General features: G+C 71.0%; 16 protein-coding genes and 3 pseudogenes. 8 read left to right on the forward strand and 11 right to left on the reverse strand.

The genetic code is table 11. The annotated features are described in order from the left end of the window. The 10 genes and pseudogenes from ACW4TU_RS23950 to ACW4TU_RS23995 form a co-directional block, all read right to left on the reverse strand. Nucleotides 1–510 carry a flavodoxin domain-containing protein gene (locus ACW4TU_RS23950; protein ID WP_457416778.1) on the reverse strand — a complete coding sequence of 170 codons (510 nt, stop codon included), beginning with the start codon at nt 508–510 and terminating at the stop codon, nt 1–3. A gap of 62 nt (nt 511–572) precedes the next feature. Further along, a complete protein-coding gene (locus ACW4TU_RS23955; protein WP_457416780.1) occupies nt 573–3,281 on the reverse strand; it encodes a bifunctional acetate--CoA ligase family protein/GNAT family N-acetyltransferase in 2,709 nt (902 codons plus the stop codon). Nucleotides 3,282–3,516: 235 nt separating this feature from the next. Further along, the gene (locus ACW4TU_RS23960) at nt 3,517–3,660 is read right to left on the reverse strand and encodes a hypothetical protein (protein WP_457416782.1); all 144 of its coding nucleotides are present in this window, start codon (nt 3,658–3,660) and stop codon (nt 3,517–3,519) included. Nucleotides 3,661–3,677: 17 nt separating this feature from the next. Next, nucleotides 3,678–4,892, reverse strand: a complete 1,215-nt coding sequence (locus ACW4TU_RS23965; RefSeq protein ID WP_457430272.1) for a PP2C family protein-serine/threonine phosphatase — start codon at nt 4,890–4,892, stop codon at nt 3,678–3,680. Between the two features lie 167 nt (nt 4,893–5,059). After that, nucleotides 5,060–5,194 (reverse strand): annotated as a pseudogene (locus tag ACW4TU_RS23970) (universal stress protein); the annotation flags it as partial. A 417-nt stretch (nt 5,195–5,611) separates the two neighbouring features. Further along, nucleotides 5,612–6,484, reverse strand: coding sequence for a universal stress protein (locus ACW4TU_RS23975; protein ID WP_457416783.1), 873 nt, complete (start codon nt 6,482–6,484; stop codon nt 5,612–5,614). 5 nt (nt 6,485–6,489) lie between these two features. Then, nucleotides 6,490–7,512 carry a zinc-dependent alcohol dehydrogenase gene (locus ACW4TU_RS23980; protein ID WP_457416785.1) on the reverse strand — a complete coding sequence of 341 codons (1,023 nt, stop codon included), beginning with the start codon at nt 7,510–7,512 and terminating at the stop codon, nt 6,490–6,492. A 45-nt stretch (nt 7,513–7,557) separates the two neighbouring features. Beyond that, complete coding sequence (locus ACW4TU_RS23985) at nt 7,558–8,463, reverse strand: universal stress protein (RefSeq protein ID WP_457416787.1); 906 nt, start codon at nt 8,461–8,463, stop codon at nt 7,558–7,560. 314 nt (nt 8,464–8,777) lie between these two features. Continuing rightward, a pseudogene (locus tag ACW4TU_RS23990) lies at nt 8,778–8,915 on the reverse strand (pyruvate formate-lyase-activating protein); the annotation flags it as partial. Between the two features lie 25 nt (nt 8,916–8,940). After that, nucleotides 8,941–9,107, reverse strand: a pseudogene (locus ACW4TU_RS23995) (carbamate kinase); the annotation flags it as partial. 250 nt (nt 9,108–9,357) lie between these two features. On the opposite strand from ACW4TU_RS23995, the gene ACW4TU_RS24000 reads away from it, so the two are divergent. After that, the gene (locus ACW4TU_RS24000) at nt 9,358–9,822 is read left to right on the forward strand and encodes a Crp/Fnr family transcriptional regulator (RefSeq protein ID WP_457416789.1); all 465 of its coding nucleotides are present in this window, start codon (nt 9,358–9,360) and stop codon (nt 9,820–9,822) included. A gap of 20 nt (nt 9,823–9,842) precedes the next feature. Here ACW4TU_RS24000 and ACW4TU_RS24005 read toward each other — a convergent pair whose 3' ends face one another. Then, nucleotides 9,843–10,181: a helix-turn-helix domain-containing protein gene (locus ACW4TU_RS24005; protein WP_457416791.1), complete on the reverse strand. Its 339-nt coding sequence runs from the start codon at nt 10,179–10,181 to the stop codon at nt 9,843–9,845. Between the two features lie 933 nt (nt 10,182–11,114). Here ACW4TU_RS24005 and ACW4TU_RS24010 point away from each other — a divergent pair. The 7 genes from ACW4TU_RS24010 to ACW4TU_RS24040 all read left to right on the forward strand — a co-directional run bounded on the left by ACW4TU_RS24010 (nt 11,115) and on the right by ACW4TU_RS24040 (nt 16,598). Further along, on the forward strand, nt 11,115–11,330 hold the full coding sequence (locus ACW4TU_RS24010; RefSeq protein ID WP_457416793.1) for an SPFH domain-containing protein: 216 nt from the start codon (nt 11,115–11,117) through the stop codon (nt 11,328–11,330). A 223-nt stretch (nt 11,331–11,553) separates the two neighbouring features. Beyond that, nucleotides 11,554–12,219, forward strand: a complete 666-nt coding sequence (locus ACW4TU_RS24015; protein ID WP_457416795.1) for an enolase C-terminal domain-like protein — start codon at nt 11,554–11,556, stop codon at nt 12,217–12,219. Nucleotides 12,220–12,352: 133 nt separating this feature from the next. Continuing rightward, on the forward strand, nt 12,353–12,595 hold the full coding sequence (locus ACW4TU_RS24020; protein ID WP_457416797.1) for a hypothetical protein: 243 nt from the start codon (nt 12,353–12,355) through the stop codon (nt 12,593–12,595). Between the two features lie 373 nt (nt 12,596–12,968). Then, complete coding sequence (locus ACW4TU_RS24025) at nt 12,969–13,718, forward strand: SDR family oxidoreductase (RefSeq protein ID WP_457416799.1); 750 nt, start codon at nt 12,969–12,971, stop codon at nt 13,716–13,718. 351 nt (nt 13,719–14,069) lie between these two features. Beyond that, nucleotides 14,070–14,909, forward strand: coding sequence for a helix-turn-helix transcriptional regulator (locus ACW4TU_RS24030; RefSeq protein WP_457416801.1), 840 nt, complete (start codon nt 14,070–14,072; stop codon nt 14,907–14,909). Between the two features lie 248 nt (nt 14,910–15,157). Continuing rightward, nucleotides 15,158–15,751 carry a TetR/AcrR family transcriptional regulator gene (locus ACW4TU_RS24035; protein ID WP_457416803.1) on the forward strand — a complete coding sequence of 198 codons (594 nt, stop codon included), beginning with the start codon at nt 15,158–15,160 and terminating at the stop codon, nt 15,749–15,751. Nucleotides 15,752–15,857: 106 nt separating this feature from the next. After that, complete coding sequence (locus ACW4TU_RS24040) at nt 15,858–16,598, forward strand: NADPH-dependent F420 reductase (RefSeq protein WP_457416805.1); 741 nt, start codon at nt 15,858–15,860, stop codon at nt 16,596–16,598. Nucleotides 16,599–16,847: the final 249 nt, after the last annotated feature.

Here is a 16,847-nt window from a genome sequence, read left to right on the forward strand (position 1 = left end):
TCAGATCCTTTGCGGCTCCGCCGCGAACCCGGCGCCGATCCGTGCGGCCCACGCCTCGACCTGGTCGAAGTCGCGGAAGTCGCCGCCCTTCCCGGAGGAGACGATCTTCCGCGCGACGAATCCCTTCGCTCCCTCTTCGAGGCAGCCCCCGAAGGTGACGTGTTCCCTCGCGTCGAGCCGGACCATGGCCCGCTTCACTCCGGGTACGGGCGGGATGTCCCGCTCCGAGGCCGAGGCGTCGAGCGGGCCACTGCTGAAGAACCACAGCGGGCGCCCGGCCAGCGTGCGGCCGTGACGGCGGACGAAGCGGCGGGCGTCCTTGTGCCAGCGCCCCGCGTACAGCCCGCCGCCCACCACCACCGCGTCGTACGACTCCACGTTCGTCACGGACCGGGCGGGAACGGCCTCGGCCGACACTCCCTCCTTGCGCAGGACTTCGGCGATGGTCTCGGCGATCCGCGCGGTCGAACCGTTCGTCGTTCCGTAGGCAACCAGCACTTTGGTCAGCATGACGGTGCGCCTTCCTCTCACAACCTTGTCGTGCCTCATGTCTGTTCTGCCTCCTCTCCTCCTCAGCGCAGTCGGCGCAGATAGGGGTCCTGAGCCGTGCGTGGCAGGAGGCGGACTCGTGCGTCGAGCACCGTGACCGCTTCAGGCGTCGTGAGGACGGGATTGAAATCGGCCTCGGCGAGTTGCGGCAGGTCGACCGCGATGCGGGACAGGCGCAACAGCAGCTGTTCCAGGCCCTGGAGGTCGACGGGCCCGCTGCCGTGCGCACCGAACAGGAGCGGCGCGCAGCGCGGCGCGGTGATCAGGTCATGGACGTCGTGGTCGGTCAGCGGGGCGAGGCGGGCGGCCCGGTCGGCCAGGACCTCGGTCGCGGTGCCGCCGAGTCCGAACAGCACGAGCGGGCCGAAGACCTCGTCCTGCACGACTCCCGCGAACAGTTCGGTGCCGCGTGCGGCCAGCGGCTGGACGACCACCCCGGTCATCAGGCCGGCGAACCGTGTCTCGAAGTCCCTGAAGGCGGAACGCACTTGGGAGTCACCTTCGAGATCGAGGTGTACGGCATGCTGCTCGCTCTTGTGCAGCTGGCCGGGCCAGTGGGCCTTCATGACCACCCGCCCGTCGGGGCCCCGCAGCCGCTCGGCCGCGATGACGGCGTCGTTTTCCGTCTCCGCCCAGGACCACGGGAGCTGGGGAATGCCGTAGCAGGTGAGGAGTTCGGCGCAGGTGCGCGGATCGAGCCAGCCGCCGTCCGGGTGGGCGGCGAGGTAGGTGTCGGCGACCGTGCGGGCGCGGGCCGTGTCGGCCTCCGCGACCTCGGGGAGTTCCGGCACGGTGCCCGCGGGCCGGCTCAGCCAGGCAGCGCGGCGGGAGGCGTGCGCCAACGCCCGCGCCGCCGAGCCCGGTTCGGCGTACGACGGGATGGTGCCGCCGTCCCGCGCCGGCAGCAGCCTGACCGGCAGGTCCTGCTCCAGGCGTACGACGGCGACCGGAAGGGCGCGGCGTGCGGGGCCGTTGGTGAGGGCCCTTACCAGGTCGTCGCCGGTCGCGGCGGCGACGGCCGTGGGGACCAGGACCAGCAGGACGGCGTCGATACCCGGGTACCGCATGATCACGTCCACACAGTCTCCGAGCTGCTCCTCCGTGACGGCCGCGGTGGCGTCCACGAGGTTGCCGACGGTGGAACCGTCGGGCAGTACGGCGGACAAGGCTTCGACCACCGAGGGCGCGAGCGACGGTAGCGACAACCCCGCTTCCGCACAGGCGTCCGCGGCCAGGACTCCCGCGCCGCCCGCGTTGGTGACGATGGCCACGCGGCTGCCCTTCGGGAGCGGCTGGGAGTGCAACAGGGCGGCGGTTTCGAGGAGTTCGCCCACCGAGCGGGTCGCGGTGATCCCCGCCTGGGTGAACAGGGCCTGTCGGGTCATCGTCGGGGTGGCGGCGGCCGTGGTGTGCGAGGCGGCGGCGCGGCGGCCGGCGTCGGTACGGCCCGCGTCGACCGTCAGTACGGGCATACGGCGGGTCACACGCCGTGCGGTACGGGAGAAGGCCCGCGGATTGCCGAAGGACTCCAGGTGCAGCAGGGCGAGGTCGGTGCGGCCGTCGCTCTCCCACCACTGGAGCATGTCGTTGCCGCTGACGTCGTACTTGTCGCCGAGCGAGGCGAAGGACGACACGCCGATGCCCAGGCGGGACAGTCCGTCGAGCAGGGCGATGCCGACGCCGCCGGACTGGACGGCGACGCCTGCCGTGCCGCGGCGCGGATGATCCGCCGCGAAGGTGGCGTCGAGGGAGAGCGCCGGGTCGGTGTTCGTGATGCCGAGGGAGTTGGGTCCGACGAGCCGCATGCCGTACGTGCGGCACGTGGCCATCAGGGCTTCCGCCTGCCGGCTGTCGAGGCCGGCCGAGACGACGAGCAGTGCCCGTACTCCGGCCTTGCCGCACTCCTCGGCGGTGTCGGGGAGGGCTGCCGCGGGCACCGCGAGGACCGCGAGATCCGGGACCTTGGGCAGCGCGCTGACCGAGGGGTGGGACGGCACGCCCAGGATCGAGGTGGCACAGGGGTTCACCGCGAAGAGCCGCCGGGTGAAGCCGCCCTCGTGCAGATGGTGGAGGAGGGCCCGTCCCACCGATCCGGGCCGGCGCCCGGCGCCCACCACGGCGACCGCTTTCGGCCGCAGCAGCGGCTCCAGACTGGCCACGTCGGCGGCCCGGCCGCGGGCCTCGACGGCGGCGAGATAGCCGTCGTCCTCGTTCAGTTCGATGACGCAGCGCACCTCCGGACCGTCGAAACGGCGTGCGGTCCGCAGGCCCAGGTCGGCGAAGAGCCGAAGCACCTCGTGGTTCTCCGAGAGCGCGTCCGCTGTGAACGTGGTGATGCCGTCAGCGCGGGCGGCGGAGACCAGATGCTCGACGAGGAGCGTGCCGACGCCGTGGTGGTGCAGGGTGTCGGCCACGGCGATGGACATCTCGGCCGAGGCCGCGTCCTCGCCGGCCCCGTACTCGGCCAGGCCGATCACCTGCCCCCGCGACTCTGCCAGCAGCGCCCGGTAGCCGGATCCGGGGCGCGGTGGCGCACAGGCCCGGTCGGCGGCCGACGCGGCGGAACGCCGGCTCGCCGCGAAGAACCGCAGCCGCAGATTCTCCGCGGACATGTCCTCGTAGAGCCCCCGCAGCTGCTCGTGATCGCCTGGTCGCACAGGACGTATGCACACCGTGGTGCCGTCCGAGAGCAGGGCATGGACCGTGGGTCGGCTGAGCGTGTCTTCCGTCATCGTGGGTCTCCTCCAGGCTTTTCACCACTTCGAGCCTCCAGCGGATCGGGCAGAGATCCCATGGGCTGTCCGGGGGTGCGTGGGGGGCCGGTCGGCCCTAATGCCTGGTCCCACCCGGGCGGGTGACGTCGGCCTGCGGTTCGGGCCGGCGCTGTGAGGTCGAGGAGCAGGTTGGTGCGGCCCCACGCGTTGTCGTACCGGCCGAAGACCTTGACCAGGGTTCCGTTCGCCCGGGTCAGGGCCGGGTCGAAGACGCGGAACGCCGGGTCGCCATGACGTCGCGGGAGACGATGAGCGCCGTCGACATGCGGAGGATGCCGTGCGACGGGCCCTGAGCGGCCTCGGCGGAGGCCGGGTGGTCGCGGGCGGCGTCGTACACGGTGCGACCGGGCCGTTTCAGGTGCTGCCCGTCCCGGGTGCCGTGGGGGTGTCGGTGGGGCCGAGCCATTCGCAGATCAGGATGGTGGCATCGTCCTGAAGTTGGCCGTCGTGGTAGTCGCGGAGTGCGTGGATGAGACGGCGCAGCGTTTCGGGGACGGGGAGTCCGTCGGCATGGTGGCGGATCAGGAAGTCGGTGAAGCGTTCCACACCGAGTTCGGTGTCGCCGCTGCCACGGGCTTCGGTGATGCCGTCGGTGTAGAACACGATGCGGTCACCGGGTTCCAGCTGTTCCCGGCACATCGTGGCTTCCAGCCCCAGGTCGGTGCCCATCGGGTGTGCGGGTTTGCAGCTCAACTGGCTGCTCGAACGGCCCGCTCGAATGAGCACCGGCGGCATGTGGCCCCGGTTGACCCATGTCAGGACTCCGGTGTCCGTGTCGAGATCGGCCAGGATGCCGGTGACGTATCGCGTGTGGTGGTACTGCTTGATCAGCGCGTCCTCGATCGCTTCGCCGATGTCCAGCAGGCTCCCGCCCTGGCGGCGTGTGTTGCGGCAGGTACCCATCGCCAGGGCCGCGGTCAGGCCGGCGGCGGTGTCGTGCCCCATCGCGTCGAAGATCGATACGTGCACCACCGGGCCGGCGGTGGCGTAGTCGTAGGCGTCGCCACTGATGTGGTGCGCCGGCTCCATCGCGGCGGAGATCGCCACGCGGCTGTCGGAGTAGGTGGGAGGCGGCATCAGATGCCACTGCATCTCGGCGGCGATGTTCAGCGGTCCGGTGCGCATCAGCCGGGCGTAGGAGTCACTGCTCTGCCGTTTGCTGACGATGATCAGCGCGATCAGGGAGGCGAGCAGTTCCATGTCCTCCCGCGTGCGGGCGTCATCGGCTCGCGTGGAGAGACGCAGTACGCCCAGGCGCTCGGTGCCGTTGAGCAACGGCACCCACCACTGCTGTTCTCCGGGATCCGAGCGGCCACCGCGCAGTATCTGCCCGTACTGGTATGCCCGGCCCGGCAGCGTGCCCTCGATCCTGATCCCGCTCTCCTCGGCGCCGGCGTCACCCGCGGCGTCCAGCCCGTGGCCGGTCAGCAGTTGCAGCACCTCGCGCTGCAGGTCCGCCAGATAGATCAGTGCCTGGGTGAAACCCGCGGACGCCGCGTGCTCGGCCGTCTTCGCCGGCAGCCACTCAAGGGGTATCAGCTGGCTCGACGCCAGCAGACCGGCCAGCATCTTCCGGCTACCCCGGTCCTGATCACTCACAGGAGCTTCTCCCACCCCGCAGCCCCAGCCGAACCCCGGCACGCCGCTGGGTAGGGGACAGGCATGCTGACTCTAGTCGTCCTCGTGACCGTGCCGCGCCGTGGCGGGCAGAGTGGTGAGTTCACGGCTCACCGTCGATCGTGGCGGCCGGGCACGGCGTACACCACGCGCAGCGCGATGCCGCGCCGTGCCGCTTCCTCCGCGGCCTGGTCCAACGCCCTTACGGAGACCAGTGAGCCGTCCACTCCGACGACCACGTGTGGGAGAGTCATGGGCCTGCTTCCCTTCCGCACGCTCAAGGTGTGCCCAGGGCGTGTGTGCCTGAGGCAGGAGGCGCCGAGAACAGGTCCGCCGCGGACCGGGGCGCCGCCCGACGATCCGGGCCGGAGTGCCTCCACCGACGATGCTCGTCGTCCGCCGGCCCGAGGGGCAGGAGCCATGAGGACCCGTCAGAAAGCCGAACGGCCCTTTGGGACAGGGCCGTTCGGCTTGCGACGCGGGGAAGGGGACGGGGAGGGAGGGGGGCGGGATCTCGGCTGCCGGTACGCGTCAGGAGTCCCGGTCGCGCCGGGTTCGCACCGCACATCCGGCGAGCGGACGCGCACGACCTCGGAGCTCTTGTCGGGAACCGGGGCGACGAAGCCGGGGTCCCGCTGCGAGAAGCCGCCGTGCCCCGGCGCTCGGCCGGCTCATCCCCGCTCGGGCACGATGACGACCGGGCAGGCGGAGTGGTGCAGTACTCCGTGGGTCACCCGGCCCAGCTGGAGCCCGTGGTGCCCGGGGCGGCGCCTGGCTCCGATGACCAGGAGGTCGGCGTCCCGTGAGGCGTCCACGAGCACGGTCCGGGTGTGGCCTTCGGCCGTGCGGCGGTGTGACTCGACGTCGGTGGGGGCGTCCTGGAGCGCTGTTTCCAGGGTCTCCACCGCCTGCTGCTCGTGCAGCCGGGCGGGTTCTCCGGTGAGCAGGGGATGGTCGGTGCTCTCGTGCGCGGGCCACCGCCAGGCCCGTACGGCGTCCAGCGGCACCCCGCGTCGCCGCGCCTCCTCGAAGGCGAAGCGCACGGCCGCCGAGCCCGCCGGTTTCTCTCCGACGCCCACGACGACGCGGCCGTGCGTCGCGGTCCGGGCCTGGTTGTCGTGGTTGCCGCGGATCACGATCATCGGGCACTGCGCGTGCCCGGCCGCGGTGAGGCTCACGGAGCCCAGCAGCGCCTCGGCGAGGCCGCTGCGGCCACGGCTGCCCGTCACCAGCAGCGTGGCGCCGCGGCTCTCCCGCACCAGCGCGTACTCGGGTTCCTCGGGCAGCACGTCGGTGGAGACCTTCAGGTCGGGCCGACGCCGGCGGGCGCGCAGGGCGGCGGTCGCCACGATGTCCTCGGCCAGCACCTGCTCGGACGGCTTGCCGACGCCCTGGGCGAGCGAGGTGCCCTCGTACCGTTCCCACAGCGACGCGTACACCACCCGCAGCGGCAGCCCGTGCAGTACGGCCTCGTCGGCCGCCCAGTCGACGGCCCGCAGGCTGGGCTCGGAGCCGTCGACTCCGACGACGATCGGGAGGTCCATCGTCCTCACCGTCCCGTACCGAGGTCGAAGACGATCCGGGCCTTGACCTCGCCGCGCAGCACCTCGTCGATGGACTCGTTGACGGCGGCCAGCGGCCGGGTCTCGCAGATGACCTTGGTCTGTCCGGCCGCGTGCAGTTGGAGGACCTCGGCGAGGTCCTGCCGGGTGCCGACGATCGAGCCGATCACCGAGGTGCCGTTCAGTACGGTGTCGAAGATCGGGACCTGGATCGTGCCGTGCGCGGGCAGCGCCACCATGACGAGCTTCCCGCCGCGCCGCAGGCCCGAGTTGACGGCCGCGAACGCGACCTCGTTCACGGCCAGCGCGATCGCGGCATGCGCTCCGCCGTGCTGCCTGAGGACCTGGCCGACGTCGTCCTTACGGGCGTCGATGACGAGGTCCGCGCCGAGTTCGGTGGCCAGTTCGAGTTTCTCGTCGGTGACGTCGATCGCGGCGACGGTCGCCCCGGCGATCTTCGCGTACTGCACCGCCAGGTGGCCGAGCCCGCCGATCCCGGAGATCGCGACGAGCTGCGCGGGCCGCACACCGGCGACCTTGAGCGCCTTGTACGTGGTCACCCCGGCGCAGGCCAGCGGGGCGGCGTCCACGGCGTTCACACCGTCGGGCACCGGCTGGGCGAAGTCCGCCCAGGCCAGCATCTTCTCGGCGTGCCCGCCGTCGCAGCCGTAGCCGGTGTTGATCTGCTGCTCGCACAGCGTCTCCCAGCCGGTCAGGCAGTGCTCGCACCGGCCGCAGGCCCAGCCGAGCCATGGCACGGCCACCCGCTGCCCGACGGACAGGTGGGTGACGCCGTCGCCGAGCTTCTCGACGAGTCCGACGCCCTCGTGGCCGGGGACGAAGGGCGGGGTCGGCTTGAGCGGCCAGTCGCCGTGGGCGGCGTGGATGTCGGTGTGGCACAGCCCGGACGCCTCGACGCGCACGCGGACCTGGCCGGGGCCGGGCTCGGGGTCGGGGCGTTCCTCGATGACCAGGGGTTCGCCGAAGGCTCGGACAACCGCTGCCTTCATGATTGCTGCTCCTTGTGGGATGGGTGATGGCTGATGGGTGATGGGTCAGCCGTGGGAGACGACGGCGACGGGGGCGGTGGAGTGGTGCAGGACGGCGTGGGTGACGGAGCCGATGTGGGCGCCGAGCGGGCCGCGGCGGCGGCGACGGCCGACGACGACCAGGGAGGCCTTGTGGGAGGCGTCGACGAGGTGGTTGCCGGGGCTGCCGTAGTGGCACTCCTCGGTGACCTCGGTCGCCGGGAACTTCTCGGTCCACGGGCGCAGCACCTCGGTGAGGGCGGTGGATTCGCGCAGCGCCAGGGCTCCGTGCAGTTCGAGGTCGGCGGACGGGCCGTAGGCGTAGTAGGTGGGCGGGTTCCAGCCGTGCACGACGCGCAGGGAGGTGCCGCGGCGGGCGGCGGCGGCGAACGCGAAGGCGATCAGTCCGTCGTCGGGGCTCTCGATGTCGAGACCGAGGACGACGGGCCGGAACGCGGATGCCGCGGACGGAATGCCGACCGGATCCGTCTCGTGTTCGTCGGCGGCCTGTTCCCCGGCGCGGACGAGCACCACCGGCTGGTCGGCATGCGCCACGACGGACAGCCCGACCGAGCCGACCAGGAACCCGCCGATCCCGCCCAGCGCGCGGGAGCCGAGAACGAGCAGCTCCGCGTCCTTCGTGGCGCCCACCAGTACGTCGGCGGGCCGACCGGACAACTGTTCGCTGGTCACGTCGAGGCCGGGATGGCGCAGCCGGATCCCTTCGCTCGTCTCGCGCGGAATCCTCTCGGCCCAGTACTGCTGCGTCTCGGCGCCGAGCAGCGGTGCCTGCGCCATGGGCGGCGGCACCGGCTCCCAGACCTGGACCAGCTTCAGTGGCAGGCCGAGCAGCTGCGCCTCGCGGGCGGCCCACTCGGCCGCCGCGCGGCTCTCGGCTGAACCGTCGAGGCCGACGGTGACGGTGCGGGGCATGATGCCCACCTCTCGGATCGGGGGTCCTGATCAGAGCCTCGTCCTCGGCCGAGTCGCCCGGCAGGGGCCGCAGGTCCCTGACGGGGACCGAACGGCCCTGGCACGTGTCCGGCGCGGCGGGCCCACCGACGAGCCCGCGGCCTCTCCCACGATCACCGCGGCCGACGGATGCGGCGGCCCGGCGGGAGCTTCACCCCGAGCCTGCCGAGGCCGAGGGAGTCGCCGGCGGAGACGGAGGCCGGCGCGATCAGGGCGACGGCGTGGATGAGGTGGCAGTCGATGAACCGCTGTGCTCGCCGTACCTGGTGCCGCGCTCAGTAGGCCCTCAGGCCGTGCGCCCGGAACTGTTCACGCACCCGTTCGACCAGCTCGGGAGTGGGGACGGGGGTGTCGCGCAGCGAGAACGGAACGCCGAGGGCCTCGTACTTGGCGGCGCCCAAACGGCCCTTCGGCCGGCGGCCGTCGCACGGCGGGCGGGTCCGGGCGGACGAGCGTGCCCGACCTGCCGTGGACGATCTCGTACGCCGCGTCCAGGGCACCGATCGCGGCCGGTGCCCCGGTCCGTTCGACGAACCGGGCGGCGGCCTCGGCCTTGGGACCCGTCAACTCCTCGGGGAAGTCCCCCGGCGCAGGTCGGCGGGGGTGCAGCCCGATCCGCCGACGACCTTCAGAGGGCGGGAGGCAGCGAGGCAGGTACTCACAGCTCGCCCCTCCATCGAGTGGGTCGTCTCACGTACTCATGGAACAGCCAAGGTGCCGACGCCACAGCATGCCGGAAGTCCCGTGCTCGGAGCCGAGTGGCCCGGCCGATGGACCGGGTGGCCCATGGGCTGCCGCCGGGCGCCGGGCACACGCTGGTCCTGACAGTTCCCACGTCCCGTCGGGAGGCACGCCATGACCACCGCCCCCACACCCAGCTTGCCGCGCGCGCTGCCTGCCGAGCATCGGCTGCGGCTCATGCGCTTCGCCCACGAGGTCTCGTTCCCGCAAGGGACGCGGCTGTTCGAGGAGGGCGGCCGGGCCGACCGGTTCTGGATCATCCGCACGGGCACGGTCCAGCTCGACATGCATGTGCCGGGCCGCCGCGCGGCCGTCATCGAGACCCTCCGGCACAACGAACTCGTCGGTGTGTCCTGGCTGTTCAGCCCGCACGCCTGGCACCTGGGCGCCGAAGCGACGACTCCGGTGCGGGCGTACGAGTTCGACGCCACGGCAGTCCGGCTGATGTGCCAGGAAGACCCCTCCATCGGCAGCACCATCGCCCAGTGGGTAGGTGACGTGCTCGCCCACCGCCTCCGCTCGGCCCGGACCCGGCTGCTCGACCTGTACGCCCCGTACGGCGCCGACGGCCGGGTCTGAGCGCGCCGGGCTCAGCCGTCTCAGGCTGTGGTCGTCAGTTCCGGTGTGCCGGCTGCGCGGCGGGATTCGGTGTTGATGCGCTGGGCTTCTTCGAGCTGGTCTTCGAGGATGACGATGCGGCAGGCGGCCTCGATGGGGGTCCCGTGGTCGACGAGTTCGCGGGCGCGGGCGGCGATGCGCAGCTGGTAGCGGGAGTAGCGGCGGTGTCCGCCGGCGGAGCGCAGCGGGGTGATGAGGCGGGCTTCGCCGATGGCGCGCAGGAAGCTTTGGGTGGTGCCGAGCAGTTCGGCAGCCCGGCCCATGGTGTAGGCGGGGTAGTCGTCGTCGTCGAGTCGGCCGTAGGAGTCGTCTGCGGTCATCTCACCTCTCTGTGGAACGCGTGGAGGGGCCCTGGTGCCATTGGCACCAGGGCCCCGAAGGAACTGCTACACCATCTGCCGGCCCTGGTACTGCGCCGGCCTTTTGTTTCCGCCGACCCGACCTGGATGCTGTCGGGGCTGCCGGGATCGCGGTTGCTCGACCGGAGACCACCTCACTATCGATGTCCTGCGGTACCCGGGCTCAGGACTTCCGCCCGGGCGATCCTGATGGCGCTCGGCTCCTCCGTTTCCCCTCTGGGATCAGTCACTTGCCTACTGAGCGGGTACTGCGTACTGCTGGTGATGCGAACTGCTGGTACCGCGTACTGCTTTCGGCAGCCAGCCCCGTCGCCCGTCCTGCGTCTGCTCTGGCTTGGAACCCCACTGCCGAACCTCCCGGTGCGCGCGCCCGCAGCCGACGCCTTCACCGAGGTACCACTCACCGACTTCACTGCTGAGTACCGCGAACCGCACTTACGTGTACTGCTCACGGCGGCCCCTGATCACTGCGGGCCACCCGGTCCGGTCGTCAGCCCCGTCGCCGTCCTGCAACAACCCTGGCTTCGAAACTCCACCACCGCACCGTCCAGCGAACTACAACCGCATGAACTGCGTGTACTGCAACTGCATGTACTGCTGCCCGGCAGTTCGTGTCTGTCGGGCCCTGCTGTCTCTCTGGGCTACGAGAGAAACCATAACCAGACCCACCACCGAATGTCTACTCCGGTCGACATAGATTTTCGCGCGTTCGACAGCGAGGTAATCCCCCTCGAACAGCGACAGCGACAGCGAAAGAGCAGGGCAGGACCAGGATCGGTTCGAGGCGGGCGGGGGCGAGTGCTGATGCCGCAGCTCACCCTGCCTGTTCTGCCGTACGCCCCTCTGCGAGAGGTGAGGCCACGGACGTGTCGGGCGTCGCGTCCCCTCGACAGCATGAAGCGGGCGATGGCCCGCCAGGCCGAGGCCGAGCGCGAGAAGCGAGCGAAGATCATCAACGCCGCGGGTAAGTCGCTGGCCGCAGCGGCCCTCGGAGACGCGTCGGACATCATGATGGACCATCCCCTGGCCCTCCAACTCCGCAACCTCCAGAGCCTGGTGGAGATCGACGTGGACAAGAACACCACCGTCGTCTTCTCCGCCCCCTCATGAGCACCATCGGCGAACTCGGCTCCTTCCTCGCCCGCGAGACGGCGGCAGCAGGCTCCGCGACGCCGCCGCCCGCACCACGACCAGCCCGGACATCGAGGGCAAGCCGCTGTACCGGTATCTGTCCGAGCGCTACGGCGACGGGCGGCCCGACGACTCCGTCTTCGTCTACGCCGCCGGCGGCTACTACGCCCCGGGCAAGACCCTCACCGACCTTCAGGACGAGATGCGCGGTTTCCTCGACCTGGGCTACGACGTCGTCAAGATGAAGATCGGCGGCGCCGACCTGGCGGAGGACCTGCGTCGTATCGAGGCCGTCATCGACGTCCTGGACGTCGACGGCTCCCGGCTGGCCGTCGACGTCAACGGCCGCTTCGACCTCAACACGGCCCTGGAGTACGGGCGGGCCATCGAGCCCTACGGGCTGTTCTGGTACGAGGAGATCGGCGACCCGCTCGACTACCACCTCAACGCCACCGTCGCCGAGCACTACACCGGCTCCATCGCCACCGGCGAGAACCTCTTCTCCCTCCAGGACGCCCGCAACCTGATCCGCTACGGCGGCCTGCGCCCCGACCGCGACACCATCCAGGTCGACCCCGCGCTCTCCTACGGTCTGGTGGAGTACCTGCGCATCCAGGACATGCTCCGTCAGCACGGCTGGTCATCGCGCCGCTGCATCCCGCATGGCGGGCACCAGTTCTCCCTGCACATCGCCGCCGCCCTCAAGCTCGGCGGCAACGAGTCCTACCCGGGCGAGTTCCAGCCCACCGGCGGCTTCGCCGACGACGCCGTCGTCGAGAAGAGCCGCGTCGGCCTGACCGACACCCTCGGCATCGGCTTCGAGAGCAAGGCCGCCTTCCACAAGGTGCTGCGCGCCCTGCACAGCTGACCGCCACCCCACCGCGGACGCGCCCGCCCTGTGGCGGGCGGCGCACACGAGAGCGGGGGCGCCCGAGCCGTGTCGCGTCCCCCGCACCCCCACGGGACAGGGCTACACACGATCGTCGGGCAAAGGAGCACCAATGATGACAAGCACCACCACCGTGGCCGGCCGCCCGCAGCGGTCACGGCTGAGCCGTCTCATACGGGAGCTGTGGTTCCAGGTCGTCCTGGCCGCCGTCCTCGGCAACGCCGTCGCCGCGATCGTGATCGGCAAGTCGGAGAACGACTTCGACACCGAACAGGCCCGCAAGGTCCTGCACTCCCGCACCACCACGGCGCCGCAGGCCGAGTCGGACACCGCCAATGTGGGCGCCGACAAGTAGCCGGGTCCGTCGTCGAGGGCAGTCGTCCCTCGACGGCGTATACGTGACCCGCGGGGAAGGGGCGCGCCTCGCGGGTCGTCTCTGACCAGGCACCCCCCCACATCCCCCGAAGGCGCCCGCTGGTCAGACATGGTGCGAAGCCCCCCCGCGATGTCACGTGAGCAGGCAAGGGGAAGCCAGTGTGGGCGCGTCCAGGGCCGGCCTCGGAGGCCGCGACGCCGAAGCGGCACCGGATCCGCTCGGTGGGACCACTCCACCAGGCGGAGACCGCCGATCCATGGATAAGCCGTCCTCTCCCGCCCCTGCGCGGGCGCCCCTACGGTCAAGGCCGTAGGCGCTCACCGGCCCGCCGTACCGAAGGAGCAGGACCCCCATGAAGATGACCGGCAACACGATCCTGATCACCGGCGGAACCTCGGGCATCGGCCTCGGTCTGGCCGTGCGTCTGCACGAGGCCGGCAACAAGGTGATCGTCGCCGGCCGGCGCAAGGAACTCCTCGACGAGATCACGGCCGAGCACCCGGGCATCGACGCGCTCGTCCTCGACGTCGCCGACCCCGACTCGATCGCCCGGGCCCGCGAGACCGTGGCGGCGAGCCACCCCGAGCTGAACGTCCTCGTCAACAACGCCGGCATCATGCTGCGGGAGAACCTCCTCGACCCGGCCGGACTCCCGGTCGCCGAGGACCACGTCACCGTCAACCTGCTCGGCACGATCCGGATGACGTACGCCTTCCTGCCGCTGCTGATGGGCAAGGACGACGCGGTCGTCATGAACGTCACCTCCGCGCTGGCGTTCGTCCCGTATCAGAGCACCCCGACCTACAGCGCGACCAAGGCCGCGCTGCACTCCTTCTCCGAGAGCCTGCGCATCCAGCTCGCCGGCGCCGACGCCGGCGTCCAGGTGATCGAGATGGTCCCGCCGGGCGTGCGCACGACCCTGCTGGGCCAGCAGGACAGCGAACACGCCATGCCGCTGGACGACTTCCTCACCGAGGTTCTCGGCCTGCTGCGGGAGAAGCCCGACGCGAAGGAGCTGGTCGTGGAGCGCGCCAGTTTCCTCCGCGACGCGCAGGCCAACGGCTCCTACGACGACGTCCTCGCCATGCTCAGCGGCAGCTGACCGACCTGTTGTTTCCGACGGGAGACAACAGCACGCGAGCGCCGTCACACGACGAACCTCGTCGTATCGGCCGGGCCGGGCGACGAGGCCCGGGGTCCCGGGTCCCGTCCAAAGCGTCAGGCGTTCTCGACGGAGACCGTCGCGACGGGCCGCCTTCCATGCCGACGGCCTGCGGCGTACCGCCGACAGCCGGTGAATCTCCCAGCGGGTCACGCGGGGGCAGGTGACCGGCTGGGTCGTCTCGCTGCGCGCGCCCTCGCGTCGGCCGTGTGAGCGGCTTCGCGCGGGAGGGCTTAGCCATGGATCGGCGGTCTCTGGATAGCCGGGCGGGATCCGGCGAGGATGGACGGCATGGACAAGAAGGAACTGGCGGAATTCCTGCGCCATCGGCGTGAGGCGCTGCGGCCCCGCGACGTCGGGCTGGCCGAGGGGGCGCGCAGGCGTACGCAGGGGCTGCGCCGCGAGGAGGTCGCGCAGCTCGCCGGCATGTCCACCGACTACTACGCCCGGCTGGAACAGCAGCGTGCCCCGCAGCCGTCCGTCCAGATCACCACGGCTCTCGCCCGGGCTCTGCGACTGACGCTGGACGAACGCGACCATCTCTTCGTCCTCATCGGCCACAACGCCCCGGCCCGCTTCCATCGCTCCGAGCATGTCAGCCCGACCCTGATGCGGGTCCTGGACCGCCTGGACGACTCCCCGGCCCTGGTGCAGACCGACCTGCTCGACACCCTCGCGATGAACCCGCTGGCCGTCGCGCTGCTCGGCGACCAGACCAGGCACACCGGTCTGGCCAGTAGCGGCTACTACCGCTGGTTCATGGACCCGGCCGAGCGTCTGGTGTATCCGGAGGAGGTCCACGAACACCACGGCCGCGCCCATGCGGCACGCCTGCGGGCCGCGCTGACAGCCGGCAGCGACACCCCCCGAGCCGCCCGGATCCTCGCCGAACTCCAGGAACACAGCCCCGAGTTCGTCCGCTACTGGGAACTCCAGGAAGTCGCGCAAAGCTACGACGACTGCAAGACCATTCTCCATCCCGAACTCGGTCGCATCGAGGTCGACGCCCAGCTCCTGTTCACCGAGAACCGCGCCCAGACCCTGGTGGTGCTGACCACCCGCCCCGGCACGGAGAGCCACACCAAACTCGAACTGCTCTCCGTCATCGGACACCAACAGCTCACCCCCTGACGTCCTGGACCGGGGACCGGGCCGGGCTCGGCGCGGGAGGGGCCGGACATGGGCACCCTGGAATGGTGCAGCCCGCACGGCTTTCGCCACGCGATCTACGGCCGAATATGTCGACCCCCTGCGATGTCGGGGCTCCGCGCTCAGGCCGCCGATTTGACCGGACGCTGCCTCCGTTTTACTCTTGAAGCAAGTGCGGAGGCAGCATCCGTTTTGATGCGGTCGCAGGATCACGGCAGGCAGGAGGGCGCATGAGCGCCGGTGAACAGCGGGGACGCAAGCCCCGCGCTGACGTTCAGCGCAACCGCGCGGCCCTTCTGGAGACCGCGCAGCGTCACTTCCTGCAGCACGGAGTCGGCACCTCCCTGGAGGCGGTGGCCAAGGAGGCGGGCGTCGGGCCCGGCACCCTGTACCGGCACTTCCCCACCCGGGAGGCACTGCTGGCGGCCGTGCTGCAGACCCGCTCCGAGGAACTCGTGGCCCGCCAGGCGGACATCGAGCAACTCGGCGACCCGGCCGAGGCGCTGGAGCAGTGGCTGCGGGCGATCGAGGAGTACCTCAGCGCCTACAGCGGTCTGCCCGACCCGCTCATGGCCGCAGCCCGGGCGCAGGAGCCGGACAACCCGCTCACCATTCCCTGCGACACCCTCATCGCCACCACCGATCAGTACGTGCGAGCCGCGCAGCTCGTGGGGCGCGTGCGCGCGTCGGTGCGGGGGCACGACCTGTTCCTCGCGGCCTGTTCCGTTGCCTGGATCAAGGGCACCGGTACCGAGGAGGAGTCGCTCGACCGGCTCCGCACGCTCATCGCGAGCGGCTACCGCGAGCGGGACACCTCGGCGTAGATCGCCAGGCACCCCGCTCGGCCCCCCGCAACGCCACGGGGCACTACCACCCATCCGCCACATCGTGCTGCCCCCAGGGGCGGCACAACCTCCTGAGGAACAAATCATGAAAATTACTGTCATAGGCGCCGGCGCCATCGGCGGGAACCTCGCTGCCAAGCTCAGCACGGCCGGTCACGACGTCCAGGTGGCCGACGCGCGCGGCCCCGAGGCCGTCCGGGCGGAGGTGCTGGAGTCCGGGGCCCGCGCGGTGGACCTCTCCGACGCCGCCGTCCAGGGCCGGGACGTCATCGTCCTGTCGATACCGTTCGGGGTGGCGGGCCAGCTGGCGGACCTGTTCGCCTCGGTGCCCGACGAGACGGTGGTCATCGACACCGCGAACTACTACCCCGGCATGCTCAGCGAGCCGATCGAGGCGGTGGACAACGGCCAGGTGGAGAGCGTGTACACCGCCGAGCTGCTCGGCCGCCCCGTGGTCAAGGCGTGGAACGCCGCGCTGGCCGAGACCCAGTGGACCAAGGGCGTCCCGGCCGGAACGCCCGGCCGCCTCGCCATCCCCGTCGCCGGCGACTCCGAGGAGGCACGGAAGGTGGCCATGAGCCTGGTGGACGACACCGGCTTCGACCCCTACGACACCGGCACGCTGGCCGACTCCTGGCGCCAGCAGCCGAACAGCCCCGCCTACTGCACCGAGCTGACCCTCGACGAACTGCCGGCGGCCCTGGCCGCGGCCGACCGCGTCAAGGACGCGGCCATCCGCGACAGCCTCCCGGCACGCTTCGCCGCCCTCCCGGCCAACCCCACCGTCGACGACGTCGTCGAGATGAACCGCGCCGCCCACCGCTGAGTCACCCGACGCGGCACTCGTGCACGCCACGGACACGAGAGCGGCAGCGCTGGCACGCCACGAACACACACGACGAACACGAAGAGCGCACAGTACCCCGCAGGCCGCCAGAGCATGCGCCGTGAACTGGTGCTTTGCGTAAGTGACTTCGCAAGCTCCACTCGCAATAGTGTTACAGGTCACACGAAATGCGTCTCGCCATTCGAGGCGCCTGGGGGGCGAGGTGTCCGGAGTGGCAACCAAAATGCG

Source organism: Streptomyces kryoterrae, assembly GCF_054072135.1.